This window comes from Dellaglioa sp. L3N (assembly GCF_054941095.1).
The window spans coordinates 132038-152635 of the sequence record NZ_CM142928.1 but is presented as its reverse complement, the minus strand read 5'-3'; the positions used below and the strand labels follow the sequence as shown (position 1 = coordinate 152635).

Below are 20598 nucleotides of genomic sequence, written 5' to 3'. Positions count from 1 at the left end.
TTGCTTGTGTAACTTTAAACCAAAAATCACGCTTAAATCACACTCCTTTAGTTAGTTGGTTTCCTTTACAAACTTATTATATTACGCTTCCACATTTTTAGCAAGCGTTTTCATTAAAAAGTTTCATTTTAATTTGAAAACCACTAAACTGTTACCAATTCTCTTTTTATCATTAATATTTAAATTTACCTTTTTACCGTTCTGATTAAGAATATTGAAATACCACCAATCAAACGTTTTAAAATCCTAGGTTAATTGATTTTTCATCACAATTTAACTCATTAAAAAAATGGAAGCCTATTTGGCTTCCATTTACATACATATCTAAAATTTAATTTTTATTTTACCCATGTCTAAAACTCGATGCGTGATAACCGACATAGCTCCCAGTAAAGTTGAAAATTCAACATTAGTTGATAATCTAACAGTCGCTTCTTTACTTGAAACCTTTTTCAATTCATCATTAATTTGATCTATAATTACTGGTATTTTTTCAATTAATGGTGAATTCAAATAAATAATTTCTGGATTAAATTCAACATTAACATTATGCACAACTTCTGTTATCAAATGAACAAAATAATCAATTTCTTTCTTCACGATGACATTATTTTGATAATATAATTGTTGTACATCATCCAAATCAACTTCTTTTTTTAATTCAATTTTCAATTTATTAATAATCGCATCTTGTGAGCACACATCTTCAATTCGACGTGTATTACCTGCTGTCTCATTTTCAGAATGCATTAACATTCGGCCAATTTCGCCTGCCTCACCACTCCAACCTCGGTAAAGCTCATTATCGATAATTAATCCAGCACCAATTCCTTTATGAATACTAATTGTAATCAAATTACTAATTATTTTATCACTAAAATCACGTTCAAAAACGGCTGCCAAATTGGCCTCATTTTCTATACTAATCGGAACATCTACCAACTTTTCAAGCTCTTCGATAACCGACATACCTTGTAAATCTAAAAACGGTAAATAAGTAATTTCATGGTTACTGTCAACGACCCCATGGACTGAAATACCAATACCCAAAAGACCATTTAACGTCTGTTTTTTATCTGAAAAATCAATTTTTTCGTTAATGATACCCAAAACATTAGTCAAATCGTTCATTTTTAACTGGTAACGATCATAAGACATCATTTTTCCATTAAAATAATTCAGCATAACATCTAAATAATCATACCCCATATCAAGGGCAATTGTGTATCCGTATTCTTGATTGATATTTAACATAATGGGCTTCCGACCACCAATTTTAGTACTATCGCCTTCGCCTTGCTTTTCAACAAGTTTCTGTTCTTCTAGCTCATTAAAAATACTCGATACTGTTGCTTTATTTAATTTTAAATTTTTAGATATTTGTGCTCTAGAAATATTTGCATTATTAAATATTTGTTGTAAAACCAGCTTTGAATTATCGCCCCGTAATATTCCTATTCCCACTTTAATTACTTCCTTATGCATTTATTGATATTTTCATTAATCATACCATATTTGTATATTTCATTCGTACCACAAAGATTAAAATAGAAAAATACTTCTAAAATCATAACCCACATAACAGGCAATATTACCGATAAGAAACAAAAGCTGACATCCAATAGCATCACAAAAATTATAGTTTATTTAGATATAAATATTTTCTACTTTATTCATCTATATAAAAAAAACACCGCCTATGCAGTGTTTTTCACTTAAAATTTATTTTTCAAATTCATTGTAATCAAAATGATCAAATGTTGCCGTTTCCTCATATCCTGAGTAATCAACTGCCGCAATACCCACAAATGCCCCGGTAAAGAAGCCACCTGATGTTTGCAAAACATAATCATCAGAAAGAACTGCTGCATCAAGTTCTACGTCAATTGCAGTCCAATTGATCCCATCAAATGAATATTCATAAGAATACGTTTCTTTTCTGACTTTAGTTTTAAACCAAACATTTTCGACATTTTCTGGTATTTTTATAGCATCATTCTTTAAATATGATGTGTAATTACCTCTATTATTTTCAGCGATTTCAATCACACGACCATTTTTTTCATTCCATGTCACAAAAATCCATGACCAATGTTTATCATTGTAAAAATTAGTCAATCCTGCCATTTGCTGATAATTATAAGGATCAAATTTTACCTGTGTCTCCGCATCGAAATTGAATGCTTGCCAACGTCGTGCAATCATTGACACTTCAAATGGATTAGCTAGAGAACCTCGACCAATTAATTTTAATTTTCCTTTTCCATACGAACCCATTTGCGATGTAAATGGCACTCGTAATGTATTCCAATTAAGATCTAATTTGTCTGAATTAAATTCATCATGTTGTGAATGATTTTGAGGTGACTTAGTCTCTATTGCATCAATAGGTGCTTCTACCTCAACTTGACCACCATGTCCGCCAACAACTCTTGGCCACCCATTCTCATCCCACTCAACCTTTTGAATTGAGGTTTCTCGGCCCAATGTACTCCAGCCCCGAGGATCATGAGCAGATTCATTTTTACGATTCCATGGTCTTGAAACAAGTGATGCATAATACCATTCATCACTTGGCGTTTGAACTAGCGCACCATGTCCTTGTTTCTGTAAATAAAAATCAGGTGTATCAAAATTAGTAATGAATGGTCCTTCAGGCTCTGTTTCAAAAGAATTTTCATCGAGACTATTGGATTTCGCAACAACTTCTTCATGCGTAAAGACAGTACCACCTTGTGCGGCAAACAAGTAGTATGCCCCTTTAATTTTGTACAAATGTGGTCCTTCAACCAACCCTACACTGGTCCCTCGATAAATAGTTCTGGCCGTTTTAGGATCTAATTTCATTGTCTCTGTATTAAACTCTGTCAAAGTTATCCCATCAAATGGATGATTATATTCTCTATGATCCCACGTTTGTTGCGCCAAATATTTTCTACCATCGTCATCGTGAAATAACGACGAATCAAAACCAACCCCATTAATTTTGATAGGATCAGACCATGGCCCCAAGATATCAGTAGAAGTTGTTAAATAGTTAGTCATATCTTTAAACGCACCATCTGTAATTTTGACATCTGTATAAACAAGCCAAAATTTACCATCAGCGTACGATAAATCAGGTGCCCAAATACCACCTGATGCTGGATTTCCTTTCATATCTAGAAGCGTTGTTGTTGAAAGAGGAGATGGTAATAAATTCCAATGTACTAAATCCTTTGATGCATGAATTCTTACACCTGGGAACCATTCAAACGTTGAATTAGCAATATAATAAGTATCGCCTACGCGAATCATACTTGGGTCCGCATTAAAACCGGGTAAAACTGGATTTTGAATTTTCATTATTTTTTCCTCCTAAATTATCTATTTCTTGCGTCTATTTCTTTGTTGATTTTAACAACATCTTTTTCACTTAATGGATAGCGGCTCATAACCCAAATAGCAACAACAGCTAAAATAATTGGTAACCAAATCATTGATGCCTGTATCCCTGCTAAAGCTGATGAACTTTGATGTACTTTATTCCCATCAAATTTATAAAAAGCATTAATATATCCAGGAATGATACCTCCTAATGCTAAACCAATCTTAAAGAATAATCCCATAATTGCGTTAATAATCCCAGCAACTCGTTTTTTAGACGTGTACTCACCATAAGAAACAACTTCTGGTACCAAGGCCCACATGTACCCTGTTGCAGATGTTATCCCCCATTGCATTAAGAAACGACCAATATATCCAAGTGCTAAATGATTTTTAAAGGCTGGCATTGACCAAACCCAAAGAATTAATGTTCCGATAATAAATAAAATCAAAAATGCATAAAAGAACTGTTTCTTCCCAATTTTTTTACGGATAATAGGCCATAAAAAGACCAAGAAAATACCAGGAATTGATCCAATTAAGTTAATTGAAGCCATCCATTCTGAATGTCCAATGTTATATTGCATGTAAAAAGGCCATACAGTATTTCCAAAAAACATAAACGTGAAACCAATTAAAAAGAAAAATCCTAAAACTTGTAATGGTTTATTGCGTTTTAATTCAGCAAATAAATCTGAGTATTTAACTTCACTAGTTTCTTTTTCTGTTGGTAAAACCCGTTCTTTAACACCAAAAAAGGTTGTCAACAAGAGAACAAAGCCAATTAACATATAAATAGCCATAACCACAAAGTATGCTTTTCCAGCCTGTGGTGATGTATAATCACCCAAATTCAAATGAATACCAAAAAATCCAATATCTTTTGATTGTGGATTAGGAGATGCCAGTTGAATAAATAATGGTAAGAATGTATAAACTAATAAATTACCAATATTTGCTTCTGTCATTCTAACGGTCGTTAAGGTCGATATTTCTTCACTATCTCTCGTTAATGACGCATTTAATGCCCCATAAGGAATATTCACTAATGAATAAATCATTGCAACTAATAAATATGAAATAAAAGCATAAGGTACATTCCCTCTAAGAGCAGGAATTGGAAGAAATAACATGACACAGAATATTGTAAGTGGTATCCCGAAGTACACTAAATAAGGTCTATATTTTCCCATTTTAAAATTGTGCTTATCGATAAATGTTCCTACCCATGGATCCCAAAATACATTTACCCATCGTACGACTAAGAATATCGTTGCACCAACTGCTGCAGACATTCCATAAACGGTTGTTAAATAGAATAATAGCATAGAACCAACTGTCCCAAATATTAGATTTTGAGCAAGATCACCTGCCCCATAACTAATACGTTCGCGCCAAGATAATTTAGCAAATTCATCATTTCTTGGTTTTTTAACTTTTTCTTCCATGAAAAACTCCTCCTTTTTATCACGCTTTCAGAAAGCGCTTTCTGTACGAAATAAGAATATCACTATTGGTTTGTATTGTAAACCAACTAATAATAGCAATATTATTTCCATGTCAATTTATAGTTTAAAATATAACGCAAAAACACCTAATCGAAGGCATTCCCGATTAGGTGTTTTCTATTTACTCTTATAAATAATTTAATTTTCCTCTAAAATCCTCAATACTACTGTAACCTTTTTCCGTCATAATTTCTTCAAGTTCTGCAGTCAAACGTTCAAAAACAGCTGGTCCTTCGACCATCAATGCTGTACCAACCTGAACCATACTTGCCCCACAAAGAATATGTTCAAAAACATCTTTACCAGTTTGAATCCCACCGGTTCCAATCACTTGAATATCCTTGTTCAAGCGTTGATAGAAGGCATGTACATTAGCCAAGGCAGTCGGTTTAACATATTCGCCACCAATACCACCAAAGCCTTGCTTAGGCTTAATAACAACCGTTTCTGTGTCATCATTAATGTATAATCCGTTACCAATACTGTTAATACTATTTACATATGATAATGGATATTGATTTAAAATAGCTGCCATTTGATCAAAGTGAATAATATCAAAATAAGGTGGTAATTTAACACCTAAAGGTTTGTGATAAACATCAAAAACAGCTTTTAATATAGCATCTACTGTGTCAAAATCATAACCCGTTTGTGGTTTTCCTGGAACATTAGGACAAGATAAATTTAATTCAACAATCCCTGCAAAATCTGAATCCGTTACTTTTTGGAGTAACTCTAGATCTTCTGCCAGATTAAAACCAGTAATTGATAAAAAGTATGTTTTACCAGGATGGTTTATCTGATCTTGAGAAACAAAATCTAAATAATAATCAACACCGTTATTTGGTAATCCCATTGAGTTGATACTACCGAATTCAGTCTCAAAATAACGCGGTTCTGGATTACCTTTACGTGGTTGAAGCGTGCCACTCTTCGTTACAAAAGTGGCTGCCTTAGAATTTTCGACGGCCAGTAATTCATCACTATCCATACAATAAACACCAGATGCATTCATCATACAATTATCAAAATTAGCACCTGCTAAAGTCGTTGCTGTTGAAATCAAAAAAATCCCTCCTCCATATTGATTGATACTAGTATACCGTATCAAAATAGAAATTGTTGCCTTTTTCACAAAAAAAGACAACAATCTCACTCTGCTGTCTTGAACACTTTATTTTAAAATAAGTTGGTAAACATATCGTTCTGCTTCATCACTATCAGGCGTTCGAATAACACCTTTATACTCAAAATCATTCGCTACAATAACATGTTGCATCCCTTTATTTTCGGAGTTGGTATCAACCCGAATATCTTTATAATCGGCTAGTCTAGCAACCGTCAGAAGGTAAGAGATTACGCTTCCTGCTAAGTGTTGCCCTCTAAATTTTGTAGAAATAGCCACACGATGAATGGCAGAATAACGTGCTTCTGGACCATTAATCCACTCGCCATCTTTAATCTGTAAATACATTGGCTCAATTCCCGGACAAAGTGCAGCAGTTCCTGCAATTTCATCTCCAACCATTAAGATATAAGTTAATTCATCTTTAATATCTTGTTCTAATTGGTTAATTTCTGGATAGGAACCTTGCCATTGATTAATTTTTTGCGCTTTAAGATAACCCTTTGCTTCGTCGATAATGCTTATAATGGCCGATAAATCTTCGGATGTTGCCAATCTCAAGTAAGATACAGTCACTGTTACACTTCCCTTTTATATTTCAGTATTTAGTTGACATAAGATTGCTGATTATTGTAACGTATCATTCCTCAAGATACAATCAATTTCAAATAAAATAAAAACAGTACTGGATTTTATTCCAATACTGTTAGCTTCAAAACACTTTATTTTAAAATAATTTGGTAAGCATAGCGTTCTGCATTCGCGCCATCATCCATATGAATTATCCCTTTGTAATCAAATCCATTTGACGTAATGACGTGTTGCATCCCTTTATTTTCAGGATGCGTATCCACACGAACATCTTTATAACCCAATGATCTGGCAATTGTTAACAACCCTGAGATCATTTTTTCTGATAAACGTTGGCCTCTAAATTTTGAAGAAACAGCCACACGATGAATGGCAGAATAACGTGCTTCTGGGCCATTAATCCATTCGCCACCTTCAATATGAAGATACATTGGGTCAATTCCTAACCAAAGTGCAGCAGTTCCTGCAATTTCATCTCCAACCATTAAGACATAAGTCAATTGGTCTTTAATATCTTGTTCTAAATGGTTCGCCGCCGGGTAGGCCCCTTGCCATTGATCAATCCCTTGTTCTTTAAGGTAAGCTTTTGCTTCCTCAATAATTCCTGTAATTGCTGGTAAGTCTTCTGGCGTTGCCAGTCTTAAGTAAGATACAGTCACTGTTACACATCCTTTATTATGCTTAATCTACTCGTATAAATACGATTGAAAAATTATTATAACGCATAATTTATCAATATACAATTGGTTTTCACTTTATTTTTAAAAGGGTGCCATTTTCCTTTAACCACGTATAAAAATAACCTTTAAAAGTTATTTGAAAGCTTAACTTTTAAAGATTATTTATTTGTTTATAATTATTTTTTAATCCATTTATTAACTAGTAACTTCTAAGCCACAGCCATAAACAACCAAGCGGCAATCACTGCACCAGCAAATGGTCCAAAAATTGGCACCCAACTATAAGCCCAGTCAGAACCACCTTTGTTCGCAATTGGTAAAATCGCATGGGCGATTCTAGGTCCTAAATCACGAGCCGGATTAATAGCGTAACCTGTTGAACCTCCAAGAGAAAGACCAATACCAACAATTAAAACACCAACAACAATTGGATTCAATCCATCTGTAAAGTTTCCCTTTGTGAATGCCAGTAAACTATAAACTAAGACAAATGTCCCAATTAATTCACTTAAGAAGTTATTAAAGTAACTTCTAATTGCTGGACCTGTTGCAAAAGTCCCAAGAATTGCGGCAGAATCTTGTGTTTCTTTCCAATGTGGCATGTATTGAACCCACACCAGAAAAGCACCCACAATACCACCGGCAACTTGTGCAACCATATAAGGTAGCACAGCAGACCAGGCAGTTTTACCAACGATTGCCATTGCCAAAGTTACGGCAGGATTCAAATGTCCTGGACCCATGAAGGCTGTTGCATAAACACCTAACGTTACAGCAATACCCCAACCTAATGCAATCGCAATCCAGCCAGCACCTTCAGCTTTTGACTTGTGTAATGAAACGCCAGCAACGACCCCATCACCTAATAAGACTAAAATCATTGTGCCTAAAAATTCACCTAGAAGTTGCGTTGTAAGACTTGTTGTCATCATACTCACCTCCGCTTTTAACGGTTATTTTAAGTAGCTCATATCTGATTCTGCAATTGTGGCATCCAAATCAGCTGTTTGTTTTGCTTTTTCTTCTTTAGTCCAGCTGTAATAGTTCGCCATTTCATTAATCACGCCAACCTTAACGGCATCTAACGTATCACGGTGGAAAAGAATATGGTTAGTCCGACGCATTAAGTAATCAGTTGGTGTTAACGTCATTTCTTCCTCCATTGAATAATGAAGACTAGCTGTTTCACCTAAAGATAAGCCTTCTGCTGCTTCAACATGGGTCATTTGACTGAACACACGAGCTGCATTTGAACCAAATAAATTAGCAAATAACGTTGCTTCTTCTTCAGTTAAGCCATTGTCCATCCCTTGTTTTGCGAAGAACCCAATCGTTGCTTCAACATTATTAGGATCAATGTCCCCACCTGAAACAGGCAAGTTTTTCGAATCAATTGGATTGAATTCTTGACTATAATTATCTTTCAATAACTTCGTAATCGCAGCCATAGCACCAGCAGCCATCTTACGGTAATCCGTAATTTTACCACCAGCTAATGTTAATAGTCCATCTTTTGAAACCGTTAATGAACTCCCACGAGAAACTTGTGATGCACTCACTTTATCTTCAGAAAGCGTGCTTTCCAAATCATTCAAGACATCTTCAACGTCAGCTTTAGTTACTTCATCTTTTTCATAACGTTTAATGACACTAACCACATCGTTGAAACTCTTTTCGTTAATCTTACCTGAATTTCCACCATTGTAATCTGAACTACCATTTGATGAAATTAATGGACGTAATCCAGCCCAACTTGATTCAATATCACTAATTTTGATATTAGCTGTTGGATAGCGTTCATTAATAATATCAAGCAAGTAATCCGCATCTTCTTGTTCAACACGGGGATGTTCAAAATCACCATGGAAATCAGTATCTGTTGTTCCAAAATAAGTTTTATCTTCTCTTGGCACAACGAAGATCATACGACCATCTTGTTCACCCGAATCAAAATAAGTGGGTTGTGGTACATTTAATTTTTTAGCATCAACAACTAAATGAACCCCTTTTGTTGGGCGCATTTGTGGGACAAAATCATCATCCGTATCCATTTTACGAATGAAATCGGACCATGGTCCAGTTGTATTAATCACATATTTAGCATGAACATCGAATTCTTCACCTGTGATTAAATCTAACACATGGACACCAGTGATTTTGCCATTCTCATGCAATAAATCTAGTGCTTTAATCCGACTGACCATGAGGCCACCATCTTCGTGTGCTTTTTTAATATTTTCAATTACCAATCGTGAATCATTGTTCTTGAAATCAAGGTAGACGCCACCACCCATTAATTTATCTGACTTCAATTGAGGCTCACGTTGCAAGACTTCTGCTTTAGAAATCGTATAATTAACCCATTGAGGATCTACAACACCAGCTAATTGGTCATATAAATTCATCGCAACCTTCACTGAGAACATATCAAATGTTGCGCCTGGTTCATCATAAATAGGTAGTAACATTGATTGTGGCCGTGGAATATGTGGTGCAATATGTTGCACAACTGCACGTTCTTGTACTGTATCTGAAACCACACCAACATCAAATGTTTTCAAATAACGAATACCACCATGAACTAATTTTGTTGACCGTGATGATGTGCCTTCAGCGAAATCTTGCATTTCAATTAATCCATTCTTCAATCCCATAGCACTAGCCTGAATTGCAACTCCAGCTCCAGTGATACCACCACCAATTGTTAACAAATCTAATTCTTCATTCTTTAATCGTTCAATATCTTGTTTTCTTGACGTTGCTGAAAATGACATAGTTGTATCCCCCTTATTTATTGTTTTTCTTTATCGGTTTATGTTTAAATACTCTAGTTGCTTCAACAGCTTGTTGCCAACCCGCATATAGATCTTCACTTTCTTCTTCAGGCATCGTTGGTTTGAAAATATCGCCCTTGGTATACTCAGCCTTGAGTTCTTCTAAGTCTTTCCAATAGCCAACAGCTAATCCAGCCAAGAATGCGGCACCTAAAGCGGTCGTTTCAAGATCATGCGCACGTTCGATTGGTGTATTAATGATATCCGCTTGGAAATTCATTAGATAATCATTTTTAGCTGCACCACCATCAACTTTTAACAATGGAATTTTAATGCCGGTATCTAATTCCATCGTCTTCACAACATCCCTAGTCTGGTAGGCCAATGATTGTAGCGTTGCCTTAATGAAATCTTCACGCGTTGTCCCACGAGTGATTCCAAAAACAGAACCCCGCGCATCAGGATCCCAGTATGGCGCACCTAATCCGGTAAATGCTGGTACAACATAAACTTCATTTTCATTCGTTGATTCTTTGGCTGCTTGTTCTGTATCCGGCGCATGTTCCACCAAACGCATCCCATCTCTTAACCATTGAATAGCGGATCCAGCAACAAAAATACTTCCTTCCAGCGCATAATAAACCTTGCCATTTATACCATAACCAATTGTTGTTAACAGATTATTCTTTGATAATTTTGGTTCCGTTCCTGTGTTCATCACAATAAATGAACCAGTCCCGTATGTATTTTTAACCATACCGGGCTCAAATGCCATTTGACCAAACAATGCAGCCTGTTGATCTCCTGCCATTCCTGAAATTGGTACTTCGCTACCATAAAAATGGTAATCTTTTGTGTGTCCGTAAACTTCAGAATTTGATTTAACTTCGGGCAACATGATTGCCGGAATATTCATGATTTTTAAAATTTCGTCATCCCATTTTAAATCATGAATGTTAAATAACATCGTTCGACTAGCGTTAGAATAATCAGTTACATGCGTTTCATCGCCTGATAACTTCCAAGTCAACCAAGTATCAATCGTGCCAAAAAGTAGCTCACCGTTTTCAGCTCTTTCTTGAGCCCCATCAACATGATCCAAAATCCAGCGAATCTTAGTTGCTGAGAAATAAGCATCTATCAATAATCCTGTCTTTTCATGGATTAAATCACCATAACCTGCTTCTTTCAATTGTTCCGCAATCTCTGCTGTTTGTCGTGATTGCCAAACAATCGCATTATAAATGGGTAATCCCGTTTTCTTATCCCAAATAACGGTCGTTTCACGCTGATTTGTAATCCCAACGCCTGCTATTTGCTTAGGTTTAATCCCAGAATCAATAAATGTATTGGCGATTGTCGATAAAACTGCATTCCATATTTCATTTGCATTATGCTCAACCCATCCAGGTTGAGGAAAATATTGTGGAAATTCGCGTTGTGCGTCTGATACTTTTTGACCTTTATGATCAAATATAATAGCTCTAGTACTGGTCGTTCCTTCATCAATAGATAAAATATATTTTTCCAAATAACTCACTTTCTTTCTTTTTGATTATTTATGAAAACGCTAACATTTATCAATATGAATATTTTACATCCTAAAAAATAACTTGTCAATTAGATTGTGTAAAACATATTTTTAAAATGTGTTATTTCAGCCCGTTTTGTAACCCTTTTCCAATAAATTATGGTACATTAACTTTAAAGATAATTATTATTTTAATTTAGGAGGACTATGATTATGAAAGCATTTGGTTTTAATCAATATGGTGATGCAAATGTGTTCGAAGAATTACAAGTTGAACCAGTAGCAGAACTTAAATCAAAACAAGTTAGAGTTTCAGTCGAAGCTATTGGTATCAATCCATTTGAGGCCATTGTACGTGCTGGTTATATGAAAGATGTCATGCCTTTACCTTTTCCAATCGTACCCGGTGGTGATGTTACTGGAATTATTACCGAAATTGGTAATGAAGTCACTAATTACAGTGTCGGTGATGCCGTTATTGTCCATAAAGGCGTTGGTGGCTATGCGGAAGAACTTGTCGTATTCACATCTCACATTGCTAAAAGGCCTGCTAATATCACGCTTGCTGAAGCTGCCGGCTTACCTACACCTGGGATTGCTGCCTACAATATTTTAACGTTCTTCGCAAAAGCAAGAGCTGGCGAAACGATCTTCATTGAAGGTGCTTCTGGAAGTGTCGGTATGATTTTAGTTCAACTAGCTAAGTTAATGGAATTAACGGTTCTTGCTAGCGGTTCAAGTGTTAACGAAGCTTATGTCCGTAAATTAGGTGCAGATCAATATAGTGCCTACGATAAAGAAAATCCTGCTGACACTTTTAAAGATATGGCTGATATTGTCGTTGATGCGACTCTTGGTGGCCGTGGCAGTGACGTTGGTGTCAGAACTTTAAAACCAAATGGTCGCATGGTTTCATTAATTAGCGTCCCATCTGAAGAAATGCAAAAAGAAAAACCACTTGCAGATTACTATCAAGTTGAAGGTTTAAAAGAATTAAAAGATAGTGATGCTTTAACTTTCTTAACTGATTTAATGATGCAAGATGAACTAGAAATCAAAATTGCTAAAGAATATAAATTCAAATTAACTGATATCATTGAAGCACATAAACAATTAGATTTACCTCGTACTGCAGGTAAAATGGTCGTCATCGTTAAAGATATTTAAATTTTTAGGAGGCATAGATAATGACAGTCAATCAAAAATATACACAAGATGTTTATAAAGATGTAGGAGAGAACGTTAATTTTACCGTTTTAAACTTAAATCACAAAGATCAAAAAGCTGAATTAGCGGCCGTTCAAGAATTAGCTGACAGAATACCAGCTATCATTCGCAGTATGAATGTCCGTTATCCAAAAGCTAACTTAAAAGTAGCCTTTGGCTTTGGTTCTGATGCTTGGGACTACCTTTTCCCAGATGCCATCAAACCGATAGAACTTATTCGTTTTAAAGAAATTGTTGGGCCAAAATACACAGCCATTTCAACTCCTGGAGATTTATTTTTCCACGTTCGAGCTGGCGAAAGTGCCGTTGTCTATGAAGTCATGGCACAATTTATGCTCTTCATTAAAGAGGCCACAACCGTTGAAGATGAAACGCATGGTTTCCGTTACTTTGAAGGACGTGCTGTGATTGGTTTCATTGATGGTACTGAAAATCCAGACGTAAATGAGGCGCTTGATTATGCCGTTATCGGCGATGAAGATCCTGAATTTACGAACGGTTCTTACGCTTTTGCGCAAAAATATCGCCATGATATGACTGCTTGGAATGCCTTAAAAACTGAAGAACAAGAAAAAGCCATTGGTCGGAAGAAAGATTCTGATTTGGAATTAGCTGATGAAGCAAAATTGCCAAACTCACATAACGTCGCATCACAAGATATGCAAGATGGCATTGAACACAAAATTGTCCGTATGAACGTGCCTTTCTCAGAACCTGGTAAAGATATTACAGGAACATACTTCATTGGTTATGCGCGTCATTTTGCGGTAACTAATCGCATGTTAATTAATATGTTTAAAAGTAAAAGTGACCGGTTGTTAGATTTCAGTACAGCCGAAACTGGCACCTTATTCTTCATCCCTTCAACAACTATTCTTGAAAAAATTGCTGAAAATAATTTATAAAAAAACATCTCGCAAAAATTAAATTTTTTGCGAGACTTTTTTTGTTTATTTCAATTAACTACAAGATTAATCCATGCCATTTTAATTTATTCAAAATAAATACGGAAATATGATAACCAATCAGGATTAACATGACTGAAATAGTTGCTATTTGGGGAATAAAGAAAGTGCCAATCGTTGATACAATGCCAAACATAACCATCCAAAATCTTATTTTTGCGACACTTTCCATGATCATGATATTACTCTTATCTACGTGTTTCATTGCAACTTTCGCTAAAACATATAATCCCAAAACGCAAAGTGTGTATATCGCTATATAACAAACACTAGGTGCAACGGAATTCACAAAATCACTGTGCCAGGTTGTCACTGTTGGTAAGACACTCATTGGCAACAACAGAAATAAATTAACCCACAACAATTTTTTACTAACCGTTTTTACTGGTGCCAGAATCATATGATGACTTACCCAAAAGCTCGCTACAAATAAAAAGCTAAGAATATATGAGCCAAATGTAATTAAAAAATTAGGCGCCAATACCGCATTCCAACTCCCACGCATCGGCACATTTATTTGTAAAACCATAATGGTTATGATTATCGCAATCACACCATCACTAAATGCTTCCAATCTATTTTTGCTGATAATTTCCACCCCATATACATTTATACCAATAATGATACCATCAAATTTATTTTTTACGGATTAGACATTTCGATTATTAGCCCTATTTTGCCAGTCCTCTTTTTTTAAACTGTACGCCATAACATCGATTACGTCACCAGTATCTAACTGATGCGTTCCTATCTTACCCAGCGAGTCCATACCTATTTTTTCCATTACTCGTTTTGATTGTAGGTTTGCGCCAGCATAATCAGCCTGAATTTCGTTAAATTCCAACGTTAAGAATCCATATGCCATCATTGCCTGACCCACTTCTGCCATATACCCATTTCCCCAAGCATTAGGACTAATCGCATATGTCAGTAGTCCGACATCCCCTTCGTCATGAAATTCATAGAATCCAATAAAGGTGTGCTCCTTTTTGCTTTCAATCCCAAAGGTAACCTCACTATCAGCCAAAAAATGATCACTAAATATTTCATCAAATTCTGTTGGCGTTTTAATCACTTGATACCGTAAATATTTAACTACTTTAGCATCTAAAATTATTTTTTCAAGCTCATCATGGTCCTGTTGCACAATTGATCTGATGATTAAGCGTTCCGTTTGTATTGGTTCCAAGTTACTATCCTCCCAAAAGATTTAAATTTTGTGCTTTATGTTATTTATTTTTGGTATTATCCAATTATTTTTATTTTCTCTAACTTATTTCTAACTTTCCCAGACAAATAACAAGCCACCGCAATCATTGGGAAAAATTGTATCGGAAAAAGAAATAATAATAGTGCCCCTGTAACAATTGGCTGGTTCAAAATAGTTGTCACACTAGCCGCAACGACTATCCCAATAACCAAGCCTGGTGTGTAATTAAAAATAGTGATGATTGAAAATCCAATTGCAACACTGGCGAATACAGCTGGAAAGATTTTTCCACCTCGCCAGCCGAAAGCGAAACAGATATTCGTTAATAGCGCTTTGCCTAATGCTAAAAGAATTAAAAATAAGACAGACTCTTTAGCCGCACTACCTGAAAAGCTCAGTAATTGATGTTCCCCCGAAAAAAGTAAATAAGGCGATATCATACCTGATATTCCAATAAGTGCGCCTGCTAAAATAGCTGCTAGCACTTTATTCGTTATCTTTTTAGCAATTCGTTCACTAATATCTTCTATTTTTAAGAATATAATCCCAAAAATCACACCAATAACTAGCGCCGGTAAAATTAACCATAACGCTTCTAGTTGCCAATTCACTTTAGCAAAATGTAACCCAAACAAGGCTTCTTTTGGAAATAGTCGATTAACACTTGTAAATCCTAATATACCTAGTAAAGTCGTCCAGCCATATAAAATAATTTTAGCCCAATTTTCCCCCGTTGCCTTTTTAGCACTGGCATCTTCTTCAATCGCTTCACCAATACCAAGCAATGGCGCATGAAAAATTGTGGCCATCATCGTTCCTATTCCCAAATTCAAAAATTCTTCTCTTCTTTTAAGTGTCAGCTTCATCTTGTCACCGACCCAACTAATCAACCCACCAAGAATACTTGAAAGTGCAGCTTCTGGTCCAAGACTAGCCCCAAATGCCAACACAATCCATGCTGATAAAATATTTTTTCCAACTCTTTTTTTATATTGGACTGAACCTGTTTCTTTAAATTCACGCAAAGTCTGGTGCATCGTTTTTGGGTAATCGCCTAGATGCTTTTGGAACAATCCCACTAATAGACCACCTATCAACCCTACCGCTAATGGATAGTATGACCACTCTAAATTTCCCGGAATTGTCACCCAAATAAAATGAACAAACATATTTAGGATTACTAAAAATAACGATGCCACTATCCCAACAAATAGGCCTAGTAAGCTACTCATAAAAATAAACATTGAATCGAATTTCATTCTTTATTCCCCTTAATTTTATTACGCTACATATTCATGGTACCCCATTATTCCTATAAAATATAGCGATAAAAGTTGTTCAGCACTTTCGCTTTATCCAACTCAAAAAGGATAACCAAATTAACATCAGTTATCCTTCATTTATCTATATTAGTCTTGAATTTCAGCACCCAACGATCCTTTAAAATGTGCCAATGCCCACTCGTGACCAACTTGGTTAAAGCTAGCCGTGGCTTTTTCATGAATCACGATCTTGTAGCCTAAATTATACGCATCAACTGCTGTATGCAACACACAAATATCGGTGCAAACACCCATAAGATGAACGGTATCAATTGAACGTGCCCGTAACCTCATGTCTAAATCCGTACCCGCAAAAGCACTGTATCTCGTTTTATCCATCAGATAAACGTTCGCTTTATTTTTATGCGCCTGATACCAAGGTTCCAGTTGTCCATAAAATTCACGACCTTTTGTGCCCGCAATATTATGTGCTGGGAACAACTGCGTTTCTGGATGAAACGGATCATTCTCATAATGAATATCTGTTGCTAAAACAACATAATCACCTTTTCGTTCAAAGGTGTCCATCAATTCCATCACACGAGGCTCAATAGCTTGCGCCGGTTTCCCCGCAGTTAAAGTCCCATCTGTTGCGACAAAATCATTTGTGTAGTCAATTTCAATTAAGGCTTCCATAATTACCCCTCATTTTCAATGATATTTAATGCCTTCAACATAACAAACCATGCTAATTAACACAATTAAATTAACTTAATGGTCTTAAAAGGTAAACTTCTTCACAGAACCCCTTCAGGCTATTGTAAACGTGCTGTGCCCGACTTTTTTTACGACAAATAGCAAAAACAGTGGGGCCGGATCCACTCATTTCCGCCGCATCCGCACCGAATTGTACCATTTTCTCTTTTAAACGCGTGATTTCAGGATGACGTTCCGACGTAATTGGTTCAAGTGCATTCCCCAAATTATCGAGTAACGCATCCACGTCATCAGCCTCAATCGCATCTACTATCGCATTCACATTTGGATGCGTCAATCGTGCATAATCAATTTGTTTAATAATAGTTGGTGTCGAAACACTAATTTTTGGTTTTGCGACCACCAGCCAAACTGGTGGTAAGCCCTTTAAAATAGCGATTTTTTCACCACGTCCAGTCACATGTGCCGTTTTACTATAAACACAGTAAGGAACGTCAGAATCAATTTTTAAGCCAATCTTGGCCAACTCAGCTAACGATAATTTAAGGTTCCACAATTGATTCAAGGCACGTAACACGGCAGCTGCATCTGACGACCCACCGCCTAATCCAGCAGCGACTGGAATTTGTTTCTTAATATGTATTTGAGCCCCTTTGTTAACATGAAATTTATCTTGTAAAATTTTTGCTGCTTGGTACGCTAAGTTTCGGTGATCACACGGTAAAAAACCACTATCAGTTTCCACTGTAATGTCCGTTCGATCCTCTAGCGATTTGATATGTAAGTAGTCTGCTAAATCAACTGAAGTCATGACCATCCGCCACTCTTGTTCACCATTTCGATGATCAAACGGCGTATCTAAACTTAGGTTGATTTTAGCTGGGGCTTTTTCACGAATCTCCATGTTTTCACCTAATCCTATATGTCCTTAATTACCTTTAATTATACTAATTATTTCTAAAAATAAAAGCCTCAGTTCAGATGTTCTAAAAACATCCCCACTTAGGCTTTTATACTAATTTTTAATCTTCAAAATCGATTTCAATATTTTTGGTTAGAACGTCAGTGTAGCTGTATGAAACACGTTCAAATGAATTCTCATCTTGGTTTAAATCGACTACAAAAATTGCTGGGAACGTTTCACGTAAAATTCCTTTACGTTCCGTAGTTTTCTTTCTACCGGCTTGAGCGACTACCGTTAGATTCTTTCCGACTTGGGCATCTAGTGTTTCCTTGATGCTGGCTAAAGTTTCTGGCATGATGGGCTTCACCTTCTTATGTGAAACATCATAACATAGTTTCACAAGATTTGCAATTATACCACACCGAATACCGTTAATTCAATAAGAAGTTAATTAAATTTCTCTTCTACTTTGATAAGATTGTTAGATAAAACGATAAATTCATGAATACTGAGTTTTTCAGCACGAATTTGAGCAGAAATTTCTGACGCATCCAAAGCTTCTTGCAATGCTTCGCGAATTTCTGGTGTTTTACCGTAAATTGATTGTATATTATTCCATAGACTTTTACGACGATGTGCAAAACTCCCCTTAACTAATTTGAAAAAGACCATTTCATTAATTGGGCGTTCAACGTCACCTTCTTTTTGATTCAATACAATAATGGCTGAATCAACATTAGGTTGTGGAATAAAGACCGTTCTTGGCACAACAAAGGCTACTTCTGCATCCATTTCGTATTGAACAGCTACGGTTAATGACCCATATGTGCGGCTACCTGGGTCAGCTGCAATCCGTTCTGCCACTTCTTTTTGCATCATCACAACAATCGTATCTAATTTCACAGCTGTTTCTAGTAAATGCATAATGATTGGCGTTGTAATGTAGTAAGGTAAATTAGCCACTAATTTTAAAGGATGTTGGCCATCAAAATGTTCTTCTACCAAAGCAGGTAAATTAGCTTTCAAAATATCTTGTTCCACAATATCAATATTATCATAAGGGCTCAGCGTTTCACCAAGGACAGGAATCAAATTTTGATCGATTTCAATGGCTAAAACCTTGTGAGCACGTCTAGCCAATTGTTCCGTTAATGACCCAATTCCGGGGCCAATTTCGATGACGTCATCTTCAGCCGTAATATTGCCCGCATCGACGATGTTCATTAATATATTTTTATCCGTTAAGAAATTTTGACCCAAACTCTTTTTAAAAGTTAAGCCGTAAGTTTCCATAATTGCTTTGGTTCTAATAGGTGAAGCAATGTCTGGCACGTCATTGTTAGCCATGTGTTCCCTCCGTTGTCTCGTTAATTTCTTTCAATGCATCTGCGAACGCTTCTGGTGAAATTTGAAATAATTTCAACCGGTTATATAATTGTTTGCCATTTGTGTACCCAATTTTTAAATACTCACCTAATTTTTCACGTTTAACTTTGGCACCTGGTCCGGCAATTAAGCCAGCCGTTTGTAAATCTTCCAAGCTAATCAACGTTTCACCGTCAGGCATTTCTGTATACAAATGCGCTAGAGCTTCACGAATTGCTTCAACTGAAGCGTGTTCAACGCCTAAACTTCCTTTATGGTCAGGAACAGCTTCACTTTTCTTTAAAAAAGCATGCTGGACGTTTGGCACGCGTGCTGAAATTGTCTTGCGAATTTTTTCACCAGAAAAATCAGGGTCAGTAAAGACAATCACGCCCCGCGTATCCTGTAATAATTCAATTTGATCTAACGTTTCATCACTAATAGCTGATCCACGCGTTTCAATCGTATCCGCATTAACAGCTAGATGGATACGTTTTGTATCATCGCGTCCTTCGACCACAATCACTTCTCTAATTTTTTGCATATTATCCTATCCTAAATAGTTTTTCGGCATTTTTAAATGTTGCCGATGCCATATCAACGCTTGAACTTTCTCGAATTTTTGCGACAGCTTCCAAGACATATCTTGTGTACCCTGGTTCATTACGCTGACCTCGATAAGGCTCAGGTGTCAGATATGGCGCATCTGTTTCAATCAAAATCCGATTGATGGGTGTCACTTTAACAGCCTCGTGGACCTCTTTTGCACTATTATAAGTCACAATGCCACTATAAGATAAATGCATCCCTAAGTCTAAGAATTTGTCTGCCCATTCTGCATTACCATTAAAACTATGCATAATCCCACCAATATCTCGAATATCAGCTTCTTTTAAAATAGTATAAACATCCTCAAAAGCATCACGATTATGAATAGAAATAGGTAAATTTAAACTTTTCGCAATTTCAACTTGCCGTTTAAAAACTTTTTTCTGCGTTTCAACCGGAGAGGTATCCCAATGGTAATCAAGACCCATCTCACCCATTGCGACAACCTTTGGTGTTTGTAACTGTTCTATCAAGACTTTTTCAGTTTCCGGTGTATACGTTTTTGCCTCTTCCGGATGCCAACCGATTATCGAATATAAGTTAGGATACTTTTTTGACAAGTCTAACGATTTTAAAATACTAGGTTGGTCGAATCCAACAATCGCCATTTTAGTGACATCGAAGGCTTGCGCACGTTCCATTACTTCGGGAATTTCCGTTTTAAATTCATCAGCATTAATATGCGTATGTGTATCAAAAATTTCCATAGGATACCTCCTTTCGGTCAGCAAAATGAAGAAGGACTAGAGCAAAACCAAGTTTT

The 20598-nt window shown here is 36.1% G+C and carries 20 protein-coding genes; 2 read left to right on the top strand and 18 right to left on the bottom strand.

Annotated features, from left to right (window positions below; genetic code table 11):
• Positions 1-324: 324 nt before the first annotated feature.
• The 9 genes from ACVPPR_RS00750 to glpK all read right to left on the bottom strand — a co-directional run bounded on the left by ACVPPR_RS00750 (position 325) and on the right by glpK (position 11576).
• Positions 325-1464 carry an ROK family transcriptional regulator gene (locus tag ACVPPR_RS00750; RefSeq protein ID WP_462304355.1) on the bottom strand — a complete coding sequence of 380 codons (1140 nt, stop codon included), beginning with the start codon at positions 1462-1464 and terminating at the stop codon, positions 325-327.
• A 258-nt stretch (positions 1465-1722) separates the two neighbouring features.
• Positions 1723-3345: a glycoside hydrolase family 43 protein gene (locus tag ACVPPR_RS00745; protein ID WP_462304354.1), complete on the bottom strand. Its 1623-nt coding sequence runs from the start codon at positions 3343-3345 to the stop codon at positions 1723-1725.
• A gap of 17 nt (positions 3346-3362) precedes the next feature.
• Positions 3363-4814, bottom strand: a complete 1452-nt coding sequence (locus ACVPPR_RS00740; RefSeq protein WP_462304353.1) for an MFS transporter — start codon at positions 4812-4814, stop codon at positions 3363-3365.
• 187 nt (positions 4815-5001) lie between these two features.
• Positions 5002-5940, bottom strand: a complete 939-nt coding sequence (locus ACVPPR_RS00735; RefSeq protein WP_462304352.1) for a dihydroorotate oxidase — start codon at positions 5938-5940, stop codon at positions 5002-5004.
• A gap of 108 nt (positions 5941-6048) precedes the next feature.
• On the bottom strand, positions 6049-6576 hold the full coding sequence (locus tag ACVPPR_RS00730) for a GNAT family N-acetyltransferase (protein ID WP_462304351.1): 528 nt from the start codon (positions 6574-6576) through the stop codon (positions 6049-6051).
• Positions 6577-6722: 146 nt separating this feature from the next.
• Positions 6723-7250: a GNAT family N-acetyltransferase gene (locus ACVPPR_RS00725; protein ID WP_462297804.1), complete on the bottom strand. Its 528-nt coding sequence runs from the start codon at positions 7248-7250 to the stop codon at positions 6723-6725.
• Between the two features lie 230 nt (positions 7251-7480).
• On the bottom strand, positions 7481-8200 hold the full coding sequence (locus ACVPPR_RS00720; RefSeq protein WP_462297800.1) for an MIP/aquaporin family protein: 720 nt from the start codon (positions 8198-8200) through the stop codon (positions 7481-7483).
• 24 nt (positions 8201-8224) lie between these two features.
• On the bottom strand, positions 8225-10045 hold the full coding sequence (gene glpO / locus ACVPPR_RS00715) for a type 1 glycerol-3-phosphate oxidase (protein ID WP_462297798.1): 1821 nt from the start codon (positions 10043-10045) through the stop codon (positions 8225-8227).
• Between the two features lie 13 nt (positions 10046-10058).
• Complete coding sequence (gene glpK, locus ACVPPR_RS00710; protein ID WP_462297796.1) at positions 10059-11576, bottom strand: glycerol kinase GlpK; 1518 nt, start codon at positions 11574-11576, stop codon at positions 10059-10061.
• A gap of 213 nt (positions 11577-11789) precedes the next feature.
• On the opposite strand from glpK, the gene ACVPPR_RS00705 reads away from it, so the two are divergent.
• A complete protein-coding gene (locus tag ACVPPR_RS00705; RefSeq protein WP_462297794.1) occupies positions 11790-12743 on the top strand; it encodes an NADP-dependent oxidoreductase in 954 nt (317 codons plus the stop codon).
• Between the two features lie 20 nt (positions 12744-12763).
• A complete protein-coding gene (locus ACVPPR_RS00700; protein ID WP_462304350.1) occupies positions 12764-13708 on the top strand; it encodes a Dyp-type peroxidase in 945 nt (314 codons plus the stop codon).
• 58 nt (positions 13709-13766) lie between these two features.
• Here the strand turns inward: ACVPPR_RS00700 and ACVPPR_RS00695 are convergent, their stop codons facing one another.
• From ACVPPR_RS00695 to ACVPPR_RS00655, 9 genes are all read right to left on the bottom strand, one after another.
• A complete protein-coding gene (locus tag ACVPPR_RS00695; RefSeq protein WP_462297786.1) occupies positions 13767-14366 on the bottom strand; it encodes a TMEM175 family protein in 600 nt (199 codons plus the stop codon).
• 51 nt (positions 14367-14417) lie between these two features.
• Positions 14418-14957 (bottom strand): GNAT family N-acetyltransferase, encoded by a 540-nt coding sequence (locus tag ACVPPR_RS00690; RefSeq protein WP_462304349.1) that lies wholly within the window; start codon positions 14955-14957, stop codon positions 14418-14420.
• Between the two features lie 56 nt (positions 14958-15013).
• Positions 15014-16237, bottom strand: a complete 1224-nt coding sequence (locus ACVPPR_RS00685; RefSeq protein WP_462304348.1) for a chloride channel protein — start codon at positions 16235-16237, stop codon at positions 15014-15016.
• A 150-nt stretch (positions 16238-16387) separates the two neighbouring features.
• The gene (locus ACVPPR_RS00680) at positions 16388-16936 is read right to left on the bottom strand and encodes a cysteine hydrolase family protein (protein ID WP_462304347.1); all 549 of its coding nucleotides are present in this window, start codon (positions 16934-16936) and stop codon (positions 16388-16390) included.
• Between the two features lie 70 nt (positions 16937-17006).
• Complete coding sequence (ispE, locus tag ACVPPR_RS00675) at positions 17007-17861, bottom strand: 4-(cytidine 5'-diphospho)-2-C-methyl-D-erythritol kinase (RefSeq protein ID WP_462304346.1); 855 nt, start codon at positions 17859-17861, stop codon at positions 17007-17009.
• A 118-nt stretch (positions 17862-17979) separates the two neighbouring features.
• Positions 17980-18216: a Veg family protein gene (locus ACVPPR_RS00670; RefSeq protein ID WP_462297779.1), complete on the bottom strand. Its 237-nt coding sequence runs from the start codon at positions 18214-18216 to the stop codon at positions 17980-17982.
• 92 nt (positions 18217-18308) lie between these two features.
• Positions 18309-19208, bottom strand: coding sequence for a 16S rRNA (adenine(1518)-N(6)/adenine(1519)-N(6))-dimethyltransferase RsmA (rsmA, locus tag ACVPPR_RS00665; RefSeq protein WP_462304345.1), 900 nt, complete (start codon positions 19206-19208; stop codon positions 18309-18311).
• A complete protein-coding gene (rnmV, locus tag ACVPPR_RS00660) occupies positions 19201-19770 on the bottom strand; it encodes a ribonuclease M5 (RefSeq protein WP_462304344.1) in 570 nt (189 codons plus the stop codon). Before rnmV ends, rsmA begins: the two co-directional genes overlap by 8 nt.
• A 1-nt stretch (position 19771) precedes the next feature.
• The gene (locus ACVPPR_RS00655) at positions 19772-20542 is read right to left on the bottom strand and encodes a TatD family hydrolase (RefSeq protein ID WP_462297775.1); all 771 of its coding nucleotides are present in this window, start codon (positions 20540-20542) and stop codon (positions 19772-19774) included.
• Positions 20543-20598 lie beyond the last annotated feature (56 nt).

Coding starts and splice junctions, on each gene's coding strand:
- ACVPPR_RS00745 (WP_462304354.1), bottom strand. CDS start 3,345: ATGAAAATTCAAAATCCAGTTTTACCCGGTTTTAATGCGGACCCAAGT.
- ACVPPR_RS00740 (WP_462304353.1), bottom strand. CDS start 4,814: ATGGAAGAAAAAGTTAAAAAACCAAGAAATGATGAATTTGCTAAATTA.
- ACVPPR_RS00720 (WP_462297800.1), bottom strand. CDS start 8,200: ATGACAACAAGTCTTACAACGCAACTTCTAGGTGAATTTTTAGGCACA.
- glpO (WP_462297798.1), bottom strand. CDS start 10,045: ATGTCATTTTCAGCAACGTCAAGAAAACAAGATATTGAACGATTAAAG.
- ACVPPR_RS00705 (WP_462297794.1), top strand. CDS start 11,790: ATGAAAGCATTTGGTTTTAATCAATATGGTGATGCAAATGTGTTCGAA.
- ACVPPR_RS00700 (WP_462304350.1), top strand. CDS start 12,764: ATGACAGTCAATCAAAAATATACACAAGATGTTTATAAAGATGTAGGA.
- ACVPPR_RS00685 (WP_462304348.1), bottom strand. CDS start 16,237: ATGAAATTCGATTCAATGTTTATTTTTATGAGTAGCTTACTAGGCCTA.
- ACVPPR_RS00680 (WP_462304347.1), bottom strand. CDS start 16,936: ATGGAAGCCTTAATTGAAATTGACTACACAAATGATTTTGTCGCAACA.
- ispE (WP_462304346.1), bottom strand. CDS start 17,861: ATGGAGATTCGTGAAAAAGCCCCAGCTAAAATCAACCTAAGTTTAGAT.
- ACVPPR_RS00670 (WP_462297779.1), bottom strand. CDS start 18,216: ATGCCAGAAACTTTAGCCAGCATCAAGGAAACACTAGATGCCCAAGTC.
- rsmA (WP_462304345.1), bottom strand. CDS start 19,208: ATGGCTAACAATGACGTGCCAGACATTGCTTCACCTATTAGAACCAAA.
- rnmV (WP_462304344.1), bottom strand. CDS start 19,770: ATGCAAAAAATTAGAGAAGTGATTGTGGTCGAAGGACGCGATGATACA.
- ACVPPR_RS00655 (WP_462297775.1), bottom strand. CDS start 20,542: ATGGAAATTTTTGATACACATACGCATATTAATGCTGATGAATTTAAA.